This is a genomic window from Actinoplanes ianthinogenes (genome assembly GCF_018324205.1).
Lineage (GTDB): Bacteria > Actinomycetota > Actinomycetes > Mycobacteriales > Micromonosporaceae > Actinoplanes > Actinoplanes ianthinogenes.
In genome coordinates, this window is record NZ_AP023356.1 from 3,733,433 (window position 1) to 3,748,722 (window position 15,290).

At 71.6% G+C, this 15,290-nt stretch carries 11 protein-coding genes and 1 pseudogene; 4 read left to right on the forward strand and 8 right to left on the reverse strand.

Annotated features, from left to right (window positions below; translation table 11 throughout):
* Nucleotides 1-18: 18 nt before the first annotated feature.
* From Aiant_RS16680 to Aiant_RS16700, 5 genes are all read right to left on the reverse strand, one after another.
* Complete coding sequence (locus tag Aiant_RS16680; RefSeq protein ID WP_189328626.1) at nucleotides 19-1,596, reverse strand: S1C family serine protease; 1,578 nt, start codon at nucleotides 1,594-1,596, stop codon at nucleotides 19-21.
* A gap of 39 nt (nucleotides 1,597-1,635) precedes the next feature.
* Nucleotides 1,636-3,189, reverse strand: coding sequence for a sensor histidine kinase (locus Aiant_RS16685; protein WP_189328625.1), 1,554 nt, complete (start codon nucleotides 3,187-3,189; stop codon nucleotides 1,636-1,638).
* A 9-nt stretch (nucleotides 3,190-3,198) separates the two neighbouring features.
* Nucleotides 3,199-3,912 carry a response regulator transcription factor gene (locus Aiant_RS16690; protein ID WP_189328624.1) on the reverse strand — a complete coding sequence of 238 codons (714 nt, stop codon included), beginning with the start codon at nucleotides 3,910-3,912 and terminating at the stop codon, nucleotides 3,199-3,201.
* 103 nt (nucleotides 3,913-4,015) lie between these two features.
* Nucleotides 4,016-4,780: a lysophospholipid acyltransferase family protein gene (locus tag Aiant_RS16695; protein WP_189328623.1), complete on the reverse strand. Its 765-nt coding sequence runs from the start codon at nucleotides 4,778-4,780 to the stop codon at nucleotides 4,016-4,018.
* Entirely contained in the window at nucleotides 4,777-5,538 is a 762-nt protein-coding gene (locus Aiant_RS16700) for a GNAT family N-acetyltransferase (protein ID WP_189328622.1), read from the reverse strand. The genes Aiant_RS16695 and Aiant_RS16700 overlap by 4 nt, the downstream gene beginning before the upstream one ends.
* A 93-nt stretch (nucleotides 5,539-5,631) precedes the next feature.
* Here Aiant_RS16700 and Aiant_RS16705 point away from each other — a divergent pair, with 93 nt between their 5' ends.
* The 4 genes from Aiant_RS16705 (at nucleotide 5,632) to Aiant_RS16720 (ending at nucleotide 10,590) form a co-directional block, all read left to right on the forward strand.
* Entirely contained in the window at nucleotides 5,632-6,270 is a 639-nt protein-coding gene (locus tag Aiant_RS16705; RefSeq protein WP_189328621.1) for a hotdog family protein, read from the forward strand.
* 124 nt (nucleotides 6,271-6,394) lie between these two features.
* Nucleotides 6,395-10,126 (forward strand): multifunctional oxoglutarate decarboxylase/oxoglutarate dehydrogenase thiamine pyrophosphate-binding subunit/dihydrolipoyllysine-residue succinyltransferase subunit, encoded by a 3,732-nt coding sequence (locus Aiant_RS16710; RefSeq protein WP_425322673.1) that lies wholly within the window; start codon nucleotides 6,395-6,397, stop codon nucleotides 10,124-10,126.
* Between the two features lie 58 nt (nucleotides 10,127-10,184).
* Nucleotides 10,185-10,361: a DUF6104 family protein gene (locus Aiant_RS16715; RefSeq protein WP_164466205.1), complete on the forward strand. Its 177-nt coding sequence runs from the start codon at nucleotides 10,185-10,187 to the stop codon at nucleotides 10,359-10,361.
* Nucleotides 10,362-10,431: 70 nt separating this feature from the next.
* On the forward strand, nucleotides 10,432-10,590 hold the full coding sequence (locus Aiant_RS16720) for a hypothetical protein (protein ID WP_189328620.1): 159 nt from the start codon (nucleotides 10,432-10,434) through the stop codon (nucleotides 10,588-10,590).
* Between the two features lie 21 nt (nucleotides 10,591-10,611).
* Here the strand turns inward: Aiant_RS16720 and Aiant_RS16725 are convergent, their stop codons facing one another.
* The 3 genes and pseudogenes from Aiant_RS16725 to Aiant_RS16735 all read right to left on the reverse strand — a co-directional run bounded on the left by Aiant_RS16725 (nucleotide 10,612) and on the right by Aiant_RS16735 (nucleotide 15,056).
* A complete protein-coding gene (locus Aiant_RS16725; protein WP_189328619.1) occupies nucleotides 10,612-11,727 on the reverse strand; it encodes an acetate/propionate family kinase in 1,116 nt (371 codons plus the stop codon).
* Nucleotides 11,724-13,784 (reverse strand): phosphate acetyltransferase, encoded by a 2,061-nt coding sequence (pta, locus tag Aiant_RS16730; protein ID WP_189328618.1) that lies wholly within the window; start codon nucleotides 13,782-13,784, stop codon nucleotides 11,724-11,726. Before pta ends, Aiant_RS16725 begins: the two co-directional genes overlap by 4 nt.
* A gap of 332 nt (nucleotides 13,785-14,116) precedes the next feature.
* A pseudogene (locus tag Aiant_RS16735) lies at nucleotides 14,117-15,056 on the reverse strand (zinc-binding dehydrogenase).
* Between the last annotated feature and the right edge of the window lie 234 nt (nucleotides 15,057-15,290).

Here is a 15,290-nt window from a genome sequence, read left to right on the forward strand (position 1 = left end):
AGCGAAAGGGACTGCGGCTTACTGGGACTCTTGGAGAGTCACGGTCACCGTCTTGGCGGCGCCGTTCCGGGTGAAGTCGATGGTCATCTTCTGACCCACCTCGCCGGCCTGGACGGCGGCGACCAGGTCGTCGGACTGGGCGATCTCCTTGCCGTCGACCTTGGTGATCACGTCGCCCTTCTGGATACCGGCCTTGCCGGCGGCGCTGTTCGCCACCACCTGGCTGACCAGGGCCCCGCCGTTCTCCGCGGTGGTCACGCTGACGCCGAGCGCCGGGTGGCTGACCTTCTTGCCCGCCATCAGCGCTTGGGCCACCGCCTTCGCCTTGTTGCTCGGGATGGAGAAGCCGAGGCCGATGTTCCCGGAGTTCTGACCGGACGTGGCGATCGCCGAGTTGATCCCGATGACCTCGCCGTTCGTGTTGACCAGCGCGCCGCCGGAGTTGCCCGGGTTGATCGGGGCGTCGGTCTGCAACAGGCCGGTCATCGTGGTGGTGCCCGACTGCCGCTGCTGCTGCGACTGGCCGAACGGATCCTGACCCTGGCCCTGCTGGTCGTCCTCGCCGCCGGACTCGATGGTGCGGTCCTTGGCGCTGATGATGCCGGCGGTCACCGAGCCCTCCAGGCCCAGCGGGCTGCCGAGCGCCAGCACGGTGTCGCCGACCTCCATCTTCGAGCTGTCGCCGAAGGTGGCGGCCTTCAGGTTGCTCACCCCGGTGGCCTTGACCACGGCCAGGTCGGTCCGCGGGTCGGTGCCGACGATGGTGGCCGAGGCCTTCTTGCCGTCCGCGAAGATGATGTTCACGGTGTTGCCGGTGGCACTGGCGAACACGTGGTTGTTGGTCACGATGTAGCCGTCGGCACTGAGGATCACGCCGGAGCCCTCACCGGACTCGGTGGTGATCGACACGACGCTGTCCTGCACCGCGGAGGCGATCTGGGCCAGCGACGAGCGGTCCACCACCCGGGTGACCGACGAGTTGCCGGACTGGACGGCCGGGGTGCCGCTGTCGTCGTGCAGCGCCAGCGCGGTGGCCGCGCCGACCCCGCCGGACAGCAGCGCGACGAGCACCGCCGCGGCGCCGGCCAGCAGGAACTTGCGGCTGCGCCCGTTGCGGGGCGGCTCGCCGGCGGGCGACTGGGCCCAGACCGGGACGACGCCCTCGGGCGGGGTGGCGCCGGGCGGGGTCTGCGGCCAGCCCGGCTGCCCCCAGTGCGGCTGCTGATAGGGCTGGTAACCGGCGCCGTAGGGCTGGCCGGAGGCGGGGACACCGGTGGCCGGGGTGGCCGAGGCGGGCACCGCCGAGACCGGCTGCTGCTGCCACGGCGACTGCGGCGCCGGCGGCGTGTGGGGCGGCTGCGGGGTGGCCGGGTGGTAGGCGCCGGGCTGGTAACCGGCGGGCTGGGCCCACGGGTTGTGCGGCGGCTGCGGGCCGGCGGGGTGCGAGGCACCCGAGGTGGGCGCCGCGGACTGATGAGCGGCGACGTGCGGGGCAACCGGCGGCTGCGCGGCAGTCGGCTGCTCAGACTCCACCCGCTCCGTGCTGTGCTCAGCGCCGGCGTCCGCGGGCCGCGGGTTGGTCTCGTTCTCGTTCATGTTTCTTACTCTGCCCCGTGCGACTCGTACCGAACTGTGCTAGTCCTGGATGTTTTCTGTGAACCCTTTATCGGGATTTATGGTGGGCAAGGTGACGCGGAACGTGGCGCCCTCGCCGGGCTCGCTCACGACGTCGACAGTGCCGTTGTGCGACCGTACAAGAGCCGCCACGATCGCCAGCCCCAGGCCGGTCCCGGTGGCCTCCCGCGCGGTGTTCCGGGTCCGCGCCCCGTCCACCCGGTAGAACCGCTCGAAGACGTGCGCCCGCTGCTCCGGGGTCAGGCCGGCGCCGGTGTCGGAGACCTCCACCACCGCGTGATTCTCCCCCTCGGCACGTAACCGCAGCGTCACCGTGGCGTCCGGTGGGGTGTGCACCAGCGCGTTCGTCATCAGGTTGCCGATCACCTGGCGCAGCCGGGCGTCGTCGCCGAGCGCCACCAGCCGCTCGTGGTCGGCGAGCACCTCCAGCTCGATGACCCGGTCCGGCGCGGTGGCCTGGGCCGCCTGCACCGCGTCCATGGCCAGCACCGGCAGCTCCACCGGCGCCAGGTTGATCGGGCGCTCCCGGTCCAGCCGGGCGAGCAGCAGCAGGTCCTCGACCAGCAGGCCCATCCGAGCGGCCTCGTCCTCGATCCGCCGGACCAGCCGGGCCACCGCCTCCGGGTCGGAGACCGCGCCCTGGCGGTACAGCTCGGCGAACCCGCGGATGCTGGTCAGCGGCGTGCGCAGCTCGTGCGAGGCGTCCGCGACGAACTGCCGCATCTTCTCCTCGGAGCGCACCGCCCGGCTCTCCGAGGCCTGCGCGGCCGCGGCCGCCTCCATGGCCTGCCGCTCGGACGCGGCCCGGGCGAGGAACGCCGCCTCGATCTGGGCCAGCATCGCGTTCAGCGCGCTGGAGAGCCGGCCCAGCTCGGTGGTCGGCTCGCCGCCGTCCACCTCCGGGTCGGGCACCCGCTGGCTGTAGTCGCCGGCCGCGATCCGGCCGGCGGTCCGCTCGATCTGCAACAGGGGGACCAGGCTCTGCCGGACCAGGGCCGCCCCGACGATCGCCAGCGCCAGCAGCACGCCGACGCCGACCAGCACGTCCGCCCAGATCAGCCGGGCGATCACCCCGTTCACCCCGGTCATCCGGGCGCCGACGTAGACCACCGAGCCGCTGTCGGTGACCTCGGCCAGGACGCGCCACACGTACTTGCCGTTGCGGGAGCTGACGGTGAACGGCTTGTCGGCGTGTTCCTGGACGGCCTCCACGCTGGTCAGTGCCGGCGGGAGGTCGTCCTCCACCGTGCGGAAGCCTTTCACCCAGGTCCCGGAGCCGCTGACCGAGGTGAAGCCGATCATCCAGTCCATCGGCATGTAGACCTTGAAGTCGGCCTGGGCGAGCGCGCCGAGGTCCTTGTAGGTGTCCCGCAGCTGGGTGTCGAGCTGATTCACCATGTACGTGTGCAGCGCGATGGTGCTGGCCGAGCTGATCAGGGTGAGCGCGGCGAACACCAGCACCAGCACCGAGGCGACCAGCTTGGTCCGGAGGGAGACTTTGCGCAGGCTCGCCTGCGGCGGGAGCGAAACGCGTACCCGCTCGGAGATCGTCATCGAGGGCGCCTAGACAGCTGGTTTACGCAGCACGTAACCCACCCCGCGGAGCGTGTGGATCAGGCGCGGCTGCACATTGTCCACCTTCCGGCGCAGGTAGGAGATGTACGACTCGACGATGTTGTCGTCACCACGGAAGTCGTACTTCCACACGTGATCGAGGATCTGCGCCTTGGAGAGCACCCGGTTCGCGTTCAGCATCAGGTAACGCAGGAGCTTGAACTCGGTCGGCGAGAGCTGCACCCGGCTGCCCGCCCGGTAGACCTCATGGGTCTCCTCGTCGAGCTCCAGATCGGCGAAGACCAGCCGGGACGGCTGCTCCTCACCGGCCGTGGTGCGGCGCAGGACGGCGCGGATCCGGGCGGTGAGCTCCTCCAGGCTGAACGGCTTGGTGACGTAGTCGTCGCCGCCCAGAGTGAGCCCACGGATCTTGTCGTCAGTGCCGTCCCGGGCGGTCAGGAAGACCACCGGGGTGCGCTGCCCGCCCTCGCGCATCAGCCGGATGACCTCGAAGCCGTCGAGGTCGGGGAGCATGACGTCGAGCACGACCAGGTCGGGCGAGGCGCTGCGGGCCGCGCTGACCGCGGCGCTGCCGCTGGTCGCGGTGGTGACGTCGAACCCGGCGAAGCGCAGGCTGGCGGAGAGCAACTCGAGGATGTTCGCGTCGTCCTCGACGACGAGCAGCTTCGCCTCACTCTGCTTGGGCTGGGTCTGAGCGGCCATGCCGCCATCCTCTCCCCGGCCGCTGCGCCCCTGCTGCGGGCTCGCTGAAAATTTTCTGTGAGGAGCATTTCCCACCCGGGCGGGTCCAGCGAACTGCCAGACGTCACGCAGCCAATCGGTAGCCGTGCCCGGCCATGCTGCGCTGCGCCGCCCGGGCCAGGACCCGCCGGTCCGCGCCCGCGGCCGGCCGCAACGCCGGCGCGGTGATCACGGTGATCGTCGTGCGGCGCGTGCGGGCGATCCGGCGGATCGAGTCGAGCAGCGTGTCGTCGCCGATGAACGACGCCTCGGCGGTGTCGTAGGAGATCGAGGCCGGCACCACCGGGGCGCCCGCGTCGATCGCCGACTGGAAGAACGCGGGGCGGAAGTCGCCACGCTCGGCCCCGCAGTACGTCGTGCCCTCCGGGAACACCGCGACCGACCGGCCGGCCCGCAGCGCGGCCGTCACCTCGCCCACCGTCTCCGGCAGCGACCGCGGCCGCCCACGGTCGACGAAGATCGTGCCGATCCGGCCGGCCAGTTCGCCCACCGCCGGCCAGGCCCGCACGTCGTGCTTGGCCACCAGGTGTGCCGGCGTCACCGCCACCAGCGCCAGGATGTCCAGCCAGGAGATGTGGTTGGCGACCAGCAGGCTGCCCGGGCGCGGCGCCGGGCCGCGCACCACCAGCCGTACCCCGAGCACCGCGAGCAGCGCGCGGGCCAGGGCGCGCAGCACGACGCCGCCGAGCATCGCCGGCAGCAGGCCGATCAGCAGCACGCCGAACACCGCGGCCACCCGCAGGCCGGCCGTCCACCGGGTGGCGTGCGGCCCGGCGCCCGACCGGCACCGGTCGCCGCACGCCGAGACCGGCTGCCAGAGCGCGGTCATCGGGTCGCTCCGAGGAAGTGCCGACGGTACCGCGGGTCCAGCCGGTCCATCGAGAACAGCACGTAGAAGTCCACGCAGTCGAAGTCCGGGTCGTACGCCGGCTCGCCGCAGATCCAGCTGCCCAGCCGCAGATAGCCCTTGAGCAGCGGGGGCACCGCCACCTTGGGGTCCGGCGTCAGGCCCGCCGGGACCGTCCACGGGTGGCGCGGGCGGATCCGCAGCGCCGGCGGGGCCAGGTGCTTGGCGTTGATCCGCTCCCGGACGCCGGCCGCGGTGATCCCGCCGTCGGCCAGCGGCACCGAGGCGCAGCCGCCGAGCCAGCGCAGGTTGTTCAGGTGCAGGTAGCGGGCGATGCCGCTCCACATCAGGTTCATCACCGCGCCGGAGCGGTGGTCCGGGTGCACGCAGGAGCGGCCGATCTCCACCAGCTGGTCGCGCAGCGGGCGCAGGGCGCTCAGGTCGAACTCGGTGTCGGCGTACCGCCGGCCGGCCAGCTCGGCGGCGCGCGGCGGGAGCATCCGGTAGGTGCCGACCACGTCCCCGGTCGCGTCGTCGCGCACGATGAGGTGGTCGCAGTAGGCGTCGAACTCGTCCACGTCGCGTCCGTCGGCCGCGGTCGTGAGGGTCGCTCCGAGCTCGCCGGCGAAGACGTCGTGACGGAGTCGCTGCGCGGCCTCGACCTGACCGGTCTCGTCCGCGATGAGGAGGGTGTAGCCGCTGGTCCCGGTGGGTGCGGCGGCCGTCATCAGAACTGCCATGTGACCTGTGTAAGGGTGACACCTGCCGATGGCGTGTCGCTTCAGGTGGCGATGTGTGGCCGGTGGATGAACGGCTTGTGCGATGGTCGTGGGATGCGCATCCCGGCACGGTTCAACGGCCCGCCCGGCACCGGAAACGGCGGGTGGTGCGCGGGCGTCTTCGCGTCCGCCGCGGGTGCGGACCAGGTGACGCTCCGCCTGCCGCCACCCCTGGAGACCGACCTCGAGATCAAAGACCGATTTGTGTACGCCGACAGCCGCGTGATCGCCGAGCTGGGCGAGGGCGACCCCGGCCCGGGCGTCGACCCGGTCCCCTGGGACACCGCGGTCGCCGCCTCCCGCCACTACCCCGGCTTCACCGCCCACCCGTTCCCCACCTGTTTCGTCTGCGGCCCGGAGCGCGCCGAGGGCGACGGTCTGCGGATCTTCCCGGGCCGGCTGCCGGACGGCCGGACGGCGGCGCCGTGGACCGCCCCGGACGAGGTGTCGGCGCCGCTGGTGTGGGCCGCGCTGGACTGCCCGGGCGGCTGGGCGGCGATCCGCGAGGACCGGGCGTTCGTGCTGGGCCGGATCACGGTGACGGTGGACGCCCTGCCGGTCCCGGGCGACCACTATGTGATCACCGGCGCGGTGGCACATCTCACCGGCCGCAAGGCGCTGGTCGACTCGGCGCTGCACGATGCGGCCGGTCAGCGCCTCGCGGCCGCCCGTGCGACGTGGATCCAGGTCTAGTCCCGCGGGCACGGTCCGCGGGAGGTGGTAGGTCACAGAGCGGACGTCCGGGCGGATGGCGCACGCGCACGGCGTAGCCTGGTACCGGATCCTAGCCCGTCCCGCGTGACGGAGAAGTCACGTGATGACAAACACGGTGAAAGAGGCGAACGCGGCAGTGTCGACGCAGCAGACTTCGCAGGACAATCCACTCGCGGATTTCGGTCCCAACGAGTGGATCGTCGACGAGATGTACCAGCGATACCTGGCCGATCCGACCAGCGTCGACCCCGCTTGGCACGATTTCTTCGCGGACTACAAGCCGGCGATGGCCTCGGGCTCGATCGTGACGCCGGACGAGGCGACCGCGGCCAACGCGACGAAGTCGGCCGCCGCGGCCGGCACCGACGCGCCCGCCGCGGCCACGGTGGCGCCGGCCAAGCCGGTCACCCCGCCCACCCCGGCGAAAAAGGCGGAGCCGGCCAAGGCCGCGCCCAAGCCCGCGGCCCAGGCGGCGCCGGCCGGCGCCAAGACCACGGTGCTGCGCGGCGTGGCCGCCAAGATCGTGCAGAACATGGAGGCCTCGCTCCAGGTCCCCACCGCCACCTCGGTGCGCGCGGTGCCGGCGAAGCTGATGATCGACAACCGCATCGTGATCAACAACCACCTCTCCCGCGGGCGGGGCGGCAAGGTCAGCTTCACCCACCTGATCGGCTGGGCCCTGGTTCGCGCGGTCGTCGCGCACCCGGAGATGAACAACATCTACGCCGAGATCGACGGCAAGCCCACCCTGGTGCAGCCGGAGCACATCAACCTCGGCATCGCGATCGACCTGGCCAAGAAGGACGGTTCCCGCACCCTGGTGGTGCCGTCCATCAAGAACTGCGAGGAGATGGACTTCCGGCAGTTCCACCAGGCGTACGAGGACGTGGTCCGCCGCGCCCGGCGCAACGAGCTGACCATGGACGACTACTCCGGGACCACGATCTCGCTGACCAACCCGGGCGGCATCGGCACGGTCCACTCCATCCCCCGCCTGATGACCGGGCAGAGCGCGATCATCGGCGTCGGCGCCCTGGAGTACCCGGCGCCCTACTCCGGGATGAGCGACGAGACCCTGACCGACCACGGCGTCAGCAAGGTCACCACGCTGACCAGCACGTACGACCACCGGGTCATCCAGGGCGCGCAGTCCGGCGAGTTCCTCAAGGTGATGCACGAGCTGCTGCTCGGCGGGCACGACTTCTACGACGACATCTTCACCTCGCTGCGGATTCCGTACGAGCCGGTGCGCTGGGTGCGCGACGTGGCCCGGACCTCCGAGGGGCAGATCGACAAGGCCGCGCGGGTGATCGAGCTGATCCACGCGTACCGGGTGCGCGGGCACCTGATGGCCGACACCGACCCGCTCGAGTTCATCATCCGCAAGCACCCCGACCTGGACGTGCTCCAGCACGGGCTGACCCTGTGGGACCTGGACCGCACCTTCCCGGTCGGCGGCTTCGCCGGCAAGCAGAAGATGAAGCTGCGCGACGTGCTCGGCGTGCTGCGCGACACCTACTGCCGCCGGGTCGGCATCGAGTACATGCACATCCAGGACCCGGAGGAGCGCCGCTGGATCCAGGAGCGCATCGAGGTCAAGTACACCAAGCCGGACACCGACGAGCAGAAGCACATCCTGCTCCGGCTCAACCGGGCCGAGGCCTTCGAGACGTTCCTGCAGACGAAGTACGTGGGGCAGAAACGGTTCTCGCTGGAGGGCGGCGAGTCGCTGATCCCGCTGCTCGACGCGGTGCTGCAGTCCTCCGCCGAGGCGGGGCTGGACGAGATGGTGATCGGCATGGCCCACCGGGGCCGGCTGAACGTGCTCACCAACATCGTCGGCAAGCCGTACGAAAAGCTCTTCAATGAATTCGAAGGCTGGATGGACCCGAAGTCGGCGCACGGCTCCGGCGACGTGAAATACCACCTGGGTCAGACCGGGAAATACACCACGCCGGACGGCGAGCACTCGACCACGGTCAGCGTGGTGGCCAACCCGTCGCACCTGGAGGCCGTCGACCCGGTGCTGGAGGGCATCGTCCGGGCCAAGCAGGACCGCCTGGACCTGGGCCTGCACGGCTACACGGTGCTGCCGGTGCTGGTGCACGGCGACGCCGCGTTCGCCGGCCAGGGCGTGGTCGCCGAGACGCTCAACCTCTCCCAGCTGCGCGGTTACCGCACCGGTGGCACGGTCCACGTGATCGTGAACAACCAGGTCGGCTTCACCACCGCGCCGGAGTACAGCCGCTCGTCGATGTACTCGACCGACGTGGCCCGGATGATCCAGGCCCCGATCTTCCACGTGAACGGCGACGACCCCGAGGCCGTGGTCCGGGTCGCGAAACTGGCCTTCGAGTACCGCCAGGCGTTCAACAAGGACGTCGTGATCGACATGATCTGCTACCGCCGCCGCGGGCACAACGAGGGCGACGACCCGTCGATGACCAACCCGCGGATGTACCAGATCATCGACACCAAGCGCAGCGTGCGGAAGCTCTACACCGAGGAGCTGATCGGCCGCGGCGACATCACGGTGCAGGACGCCGAGGAGCAGCTGCGCGACTACCAGTCCCGGCTCGAGGAGGTCTTCAAGGCCACCCGGGACACGGTCAAGAACCCGCCGCGGCCGCACATCATCGCCGAGGAGCCGGAGCCCGAGGTGGAGACCAAGGTCGACGCCGACACGGTGCGCGCGGTCGGCCAGGCGCACATCGAGCTGCCGGACGGCTTCACCCCGCACAAGCGGGTGCAGCAGCTGCTCGACCGGCGCGCCAAGATGTCCAGCGACGGCGGCATCGACTGGGGCTTCGGTGAGCTGATCGCGTTCGGCTCGCTGCTCGCCCAGGGCGTCACCGTCCGGCTCGCCGGGCAGGACTCGCGCCGGGGCACGTTCACCTCGCGGCACGCCGCGATCGTGGACTCGCAGACCGGCAAGGACTTCCTGCCGATCAGCACCCTGGCCACCGGCAACGCCCGGTTCTTCGTGCACGACTCGCTGCTCTCCGAGTACGCCGCGATGGGCTTCGAGTACGGCTACTCGGTGGAGAACCCGGACGCGCTGGTCCTCTGGGAGGCCCAGTTCGGTGACTTCGTCAACGGCGCCCAGTCGATCGTGGACGAGTTCCTCTCCTCCGGCGAGGTGAAGTGGGGCCAGCAGTCGTCGCTGGTGCTGCTGCTCCCGCACGGCATGGAGGGCCAGGGCCCGGACCACTCGTCCGGCCGGCCGGAGCGCTTCCTCCAGCTCTGCGCCCAGGACAACATGCGGGTGGCGAACCCGACCACCCCGGCGAACTACTTCCACCTGCTGCGCCGCCAGGCCCTGTCCAGCAAGCGCAAGCCGCTGGTGGTCTTCTCGCCGAAATCGCTGCTGCGGCACAAGCTCGCCGTGTCGCCGGTGGCCGACTTCACCACCGGCACGTTCCAGCCGGTCCTCGGTGACGCCGGGATCAACGGCCAGCCGCTGGACGCCGGCTCGGTGAAGCGGGTGCTGCTCTGCTCCGGCAAGGTCTACTACGACCTGTTCCAGGCCCGGGCCGAGCGGGGCAACACCGACACCGCGATCATCCGGATGGAGCAGATCTACCCGCTGCCCGTCGAGGAGCTCAAGGCGATCCTGGCGCAGTACCCGAACGCCGAGGACTTCGCCTGGGTCCAGGAGGAGCCGGCCAACCAGGGCGCCTGGTCGTTCGTGGCGCTCAACCTGCTGGAGCACCTGGAGGGCGTCCGGCTGCGCCGGATCTCCCGCCCGGCCGCGGCCGCTCCGGCGGTCGGCTCGGCCAAGATGCACGAGGCCGAGCAGCAGGCGCTGATCGAGGCGTCGCTGCCGCGCCCGTAAGGGTTCCCGGAAAGGGGCCGCTCCGCTCGCGCGGGGCGGCCCCTTTTACGATTCGAGGATGTACTTCACTGATCGGGGCATCGAGGAGCTGGTCCAGCGGCGCGGCGAGGAGACCGTGACCCTGGAGTGGCTCGGCGAGCAGCTGCGCACCTTCGTCGACCTGCACCCGGAGTTCGAGACGCCGATCGAGCGGCTCGCCACCTGGCTCGCCCGCGACGACGAGGACGAGGACTGACGGACCGCTTGTCCGTCGTCGCGGGTCCGGCCTTGGCGGGAGCGTGCACGGCTTGGCTAGGGTCGGGCGCATGTCTGATAACCGCGTCGACCCGGGTGGCAACACCGAGGCGTTCCGGGCCTTCACCCGCACGCCGGAAACCCCCGCGCCGTCCAAGGCGCCCTACGTGATCGGCGGTGTGGTCGCCGTCGCCCTCATCGCTCTGATCGCCTGGCTCGCCTTCTCCTGATCGAAGTCCCCGCCGGCGCGCTCAACCCTCCAGGGACAGCGCCCGGCGGGACTCGTTCGCGATCTCCCGCTCCTCGTCGGTCGGGACCACGCACACCGCGATCGGCGCCCCGTCCGGCGAGATGATCAGCTCCCCCGCCTCGTTGCGCGCCGGGTCGACGCTGATCCCGAGCGGTTCCAGCCCCTCCAGCGCGGCGGCCCGGACCACCGCGGAGCGCTCGCCCACCCCGGCGGTGAAGGTGATCGCGTCCACCCGCCCCAGCACCGCGAGGTAGGACCCGACGTACTCACGCAGCCGCCGGGCGTAGATCGCGAAGGCCAGCGCGGCCTCCTCGTCCCCGGCCGCGCGCCGGTCGAGCACCGATCGCATGTCGTTGTCCCCGGTCAGCCCGAGCAGGCCGCCGCGGCGGGTCAGCGACTCCTCGATCTCGTCCAGTCCCAGCCCGCCCACCCGGTGCAGGTGGAAGATCAGGCTCGGGTCGACGTCCCCGGACCGGGTGCCCATCACCAGGCCGGGCAGCGGGGTCATCCCCATCGAGGTGGCCTCGCACCGGCCACCGCGCACCGCGGCCGCGCTCGCCCCGTTCCCCAGATGCAGCGTGATCACATTGGTGCCGGCCACCGGCTTGCCGAGGATCCGGGCGGTCTCCCGCGAGACGTACGCGTGCGACGTCCCGTGGAACCCGTACCGCCGCAGCCCGTACCGTCGCGCCAGCTCCCGGTCGACCGCCCAGAGCACCCCCTCCGGCGGGATCGTCGCGTGGAACGCCGTGTCGAAGACCGCCACCTGCGGCACGTCCGGCAGCAGTTTGCGGGCCACCCGGATGCCGGTCAGCGCGCCCGGGTTGTGCAGCGGCGCCAGCGGGATCAGCTCCTCGACCGCGGCCACCACCTCGTCGGTGATCACCGTCGACGCGGTGAACCGCTCGCCGCCGTGCACCACCCGGTGCCCGACCGCGGCCAGCCCGCTCAGGTCCAGCCGGTCCAGCAGGTCCCGCAGCGCCGAGAGGTGGTCGGCCGCCTCGCCGCCGTCCTCCCCGATCCGCTCCACGTGGCCCTTCGCGGTGACGTCGTCGCCGTCGAACAGCTTGTAGCGCACCGACGAGGAGCCGCAGTTGAGCACCAGCACCCGGGTCATTTCGCTCCCGCCTGGATCGCCGTGATGGCCACGGTGTTGATGATGTCCTTGACCGTCGCGCCCCGGGACAGGTCGTTCACCGGACGGCGCAGGCCCTGCATGACCGGGCCGACCGCGACCGCGTTCGCCGACCGCTGCACGGCCTTGTACGTGTTGTTGCCGGTGTTCAGGTCGGGGAAGACGAACACCGTCGCCTGCCCGGCCACGGTGCTGCCGGGCAGCTTGGCGGCCGCCACCGCCGGGTCGACCGCCGCGTCGTACTGGATCGGGCCCTCCACCGGCAGGTCCGGGCGGCGTTCCCGGACCAGGGCGGTGGCCGCCGCGACCTTCTCCACGTCGGCGCCCGCCCCGGACTTGCCGGTCGAGTAGGAGAGCATCGCCACCCGCGGCTCGATGCCGAACGCGGCCGCGGTCTTCGCCGAGGAGAGCGCGATGTCGGCGAGCTGGGCGGCGTCCGGGTCGGGGTTGACCGCGCAGTCGCCGTAGACCAGCACCCGGTCGGCCAGCAGCATGAAGAACACACTGGACGCCACCGACACCTCGGGCACCGTCTTGATGATCTCGAAGGCCGGCCGGATGGTCGCCGCCGTGGTGTGCACCGAGCCGGAGACCATCCCGTCGGCCAGCCCGGCGGCGACCATCATGGTGCCGAAGTAGTTGACGTCACGGACCACGTCGTACGCCAGATCCAGGGTGACCGCCCGCCCCTTGCGCAGCTCGGCGTACCGGGCGGCGAAGTCGTCGCGCCACTGGCTGGCGGCCGGGTCGATCAGCCGGGCGTCACCGATCTCCACACCCAGCTCCCGGGCCCGCCGGGTGATCTCGGCCGGGTCGCCGAGCAGGGTCAGATCGGCCACCCCGCGCCGCAGCAGCGTCTCGGTGGCCCGCAGGATCCGCTCCTCGGTGCCCTCCGGCAGCACCAGGTGCCGGCGGTCGGCGCGGGCCCGGTCGATCAGATCGTTCTCGAACATCAGCGGGGTGACCCGGGCCGAGCGGGCCACGTCGAGCACCGTGGAGAGCGCCCCGGTGTCCACGTGCGCCTCGAACGCGCCGAGCGCCGCCTGCACCTTGCGCGGCGTGCCGAGCTGCGCCTGGATCCGGTCGGACAGCGCGATGGTGTGGAAGCTGTCCGACTTGGTGACCAGCATCGCCAGGCCGGTGTTGAGCCGCTCGATGACCCGGACGACTCGCGGGTCGGGCGGCTCGCCCAGGGTGAGCACCAGGCCGGCCAGGGTGACCGTGCCGGCCGCGTGCGCGGCGCTCGCGGCGACCAGCAGGTCGGCCCGGTCGCCCGGGGTGATCATGAGGGCCCCGTCGGTCAGGTGCTCCAGCACGGTCGGCACGTGCGCGGCGCCGACCACGTAGTCCAGCACGTCCCGGTCGAGGGCGCCGGGCGCGCCGGACAGCACGGTGGCGTCGAGCGCCTCGGCGACCTCGCCCACCGTCGGCGCGGCGATCACCGGCACCTCGGGGATCGCCCAGAACGGCACCGGCAGGTCCGGCGCCGGGCCGCCGACGGCGGACGGCGGCACCCGGTTCGCGATCACCGCGGCGACCGTGGCGCCGAGGTCGGCGAGCGAGTGGTAGGCGCTCCGCGCGGCCGCCGCCAGGGACTCCCCGCCGCGGACCACCGGGATCACCACGCTGCCGAACTCGGTCGCCAGCCGGGCGTTGAAGGCCAACTCCCGGGGCAGCCCGTCGTGGTTCTCGTCGGTCTTGTCGGCGAAGTCGCTGCCGATGATCACCACGGCGGCGCTCCGCCGCTCGACCGCCCGGTAACGCTCCACGATCCGGCCGATCAGCTCCTCCCGCCGGCCGTCCGCGACCAGCGCGGACGCCTCGGCGAGGGTGACACCGGAGGACTCCGCCACCGGCACCGGACCGGGATACCGCTCCCGGAAGCTGGTCAGCAACGGATCATGGTCGGCGTCCTGGACGAGCGGCCGGAACACCGACACCCCGGCGACCCGCCGGGACAGCAGCTCCACGATCCCCAGGGCCACCGTGCCCTTGCCGACACTCGGGCCCAAGCCCGCTACATAGACACTGCGCGCCACGGACTCAAACTACCGGCACTCGATGACCAGCGCCGGGCCGAAAGTCCTCCAACAGACCACCCTCAGGTCACATCCACCGGTCCCGGTCCGCTTCCCTCCCGGCCCGCCGCTTTCCGGTACGCCCAACCACTGGCGCTCCGTCCCGCCCCGACCCGTCGCCATCCGGCACCCCCGGCCGCCGGCGCTCAGCCGCGCCCCCGGCCCATCGCCGTCCGGCACCCCCGGCCGCCGGCGCTCAGCCGCGCCCCGACCCATCGCCTTCCCACACCCACGCCGCCGGCGCTCAGCCGCGCCGTGACCCCGCCGCTGTCCAGCGCGCCAGCCGTCCGCGGTCAGTGCTCCAGCACCACCTTGCCGAACAACTCGCCGGACAACAGCCGGGCGAAGGCGTCCGGCGCCTGCTCGAACGCGAAGCTCGAGTCGATCACCGGCCCGATCGTCCCGCTCGCGCACATCCCGAGGAGCTCACCCAGCTCGGCCGGGGTGCCCATGCTGCTCCCCAGGATCTCCAGCTGCATCGCGAAGACCCGCCGCAGGTCGACCCGCGCCAGGTGCCCACCGGTCGCCCCGCACACCACGATCCGCGCCCCGGGCGCCGCGCACTTCATCGAATGCTCGAAGGTCGGCTCCCCCACCGACTCGATCACCACGTCGACCCGCTCCGGCAGCCGGCCCCCGGGCGCCACCGCGACCGCGCCCAGCTCACTCACCCGGTCCCGTTTCCACTGCTCACGGCTGGTGGCATAGACCCGCTTCCCGAGCGCCACGCCGAGCGCCACCGCGGCCGTCGCCACCCCGCCGCCCGCGCCCTGCACCAGGATCGCTCCCGCGTCGGCGACCCGCCCCGCGTCACCAGCATGTGATAGGCCGTCAGCCAGGCCGTCGGCAGACACGCCGCATCGGCGAACGACACCCCGTCCGGAATCGGCAACAGATTCTCCCGCGGCGCGGCCACCTGCTCGGCCAGCGTCCCCGGATACCGCTCGGAGAAGAGCGAATACCCCCGCGGATCACCCTTGTCCTCGACCACCGGATAGACCAGAACCGGCCGCCCGTCCGGATCCACCCCGGCCGCGTCACACCCGAGAATCATCGGCAGCCGGTCGGCGGGCAGCCCGACCCCCGCAATGACCAGATGTCATGTTGATTGAGCGAGCTGGCCCGGACGGTAACCGGCACCCACCCGTCCGGAACGGAGAACGGCAGCTCACCGACGCTCAGGCCACTCAACGGCGCGTCAGGCTGCAACGAAGACACATAGGCGGCACGCATCACCCGACCCTAGCCCCACCAAAACATCGATCAACCCGAAACCCCTCCCCGTACGCCCTGAGCACAAGCCCAACCCCGGCTGGCCCTCACCGCCCTATCCCGCACCCGAATAGGGCCACCACGACCAGCCCGCAACCGCCAAGCCGGCACTCACCGCCCTACCCCACACCCGAACAGGACCACCAGCACCAGCCCGCAACCGCCGAGCTGGCGCTCACGGCCCTATCCCCGGGT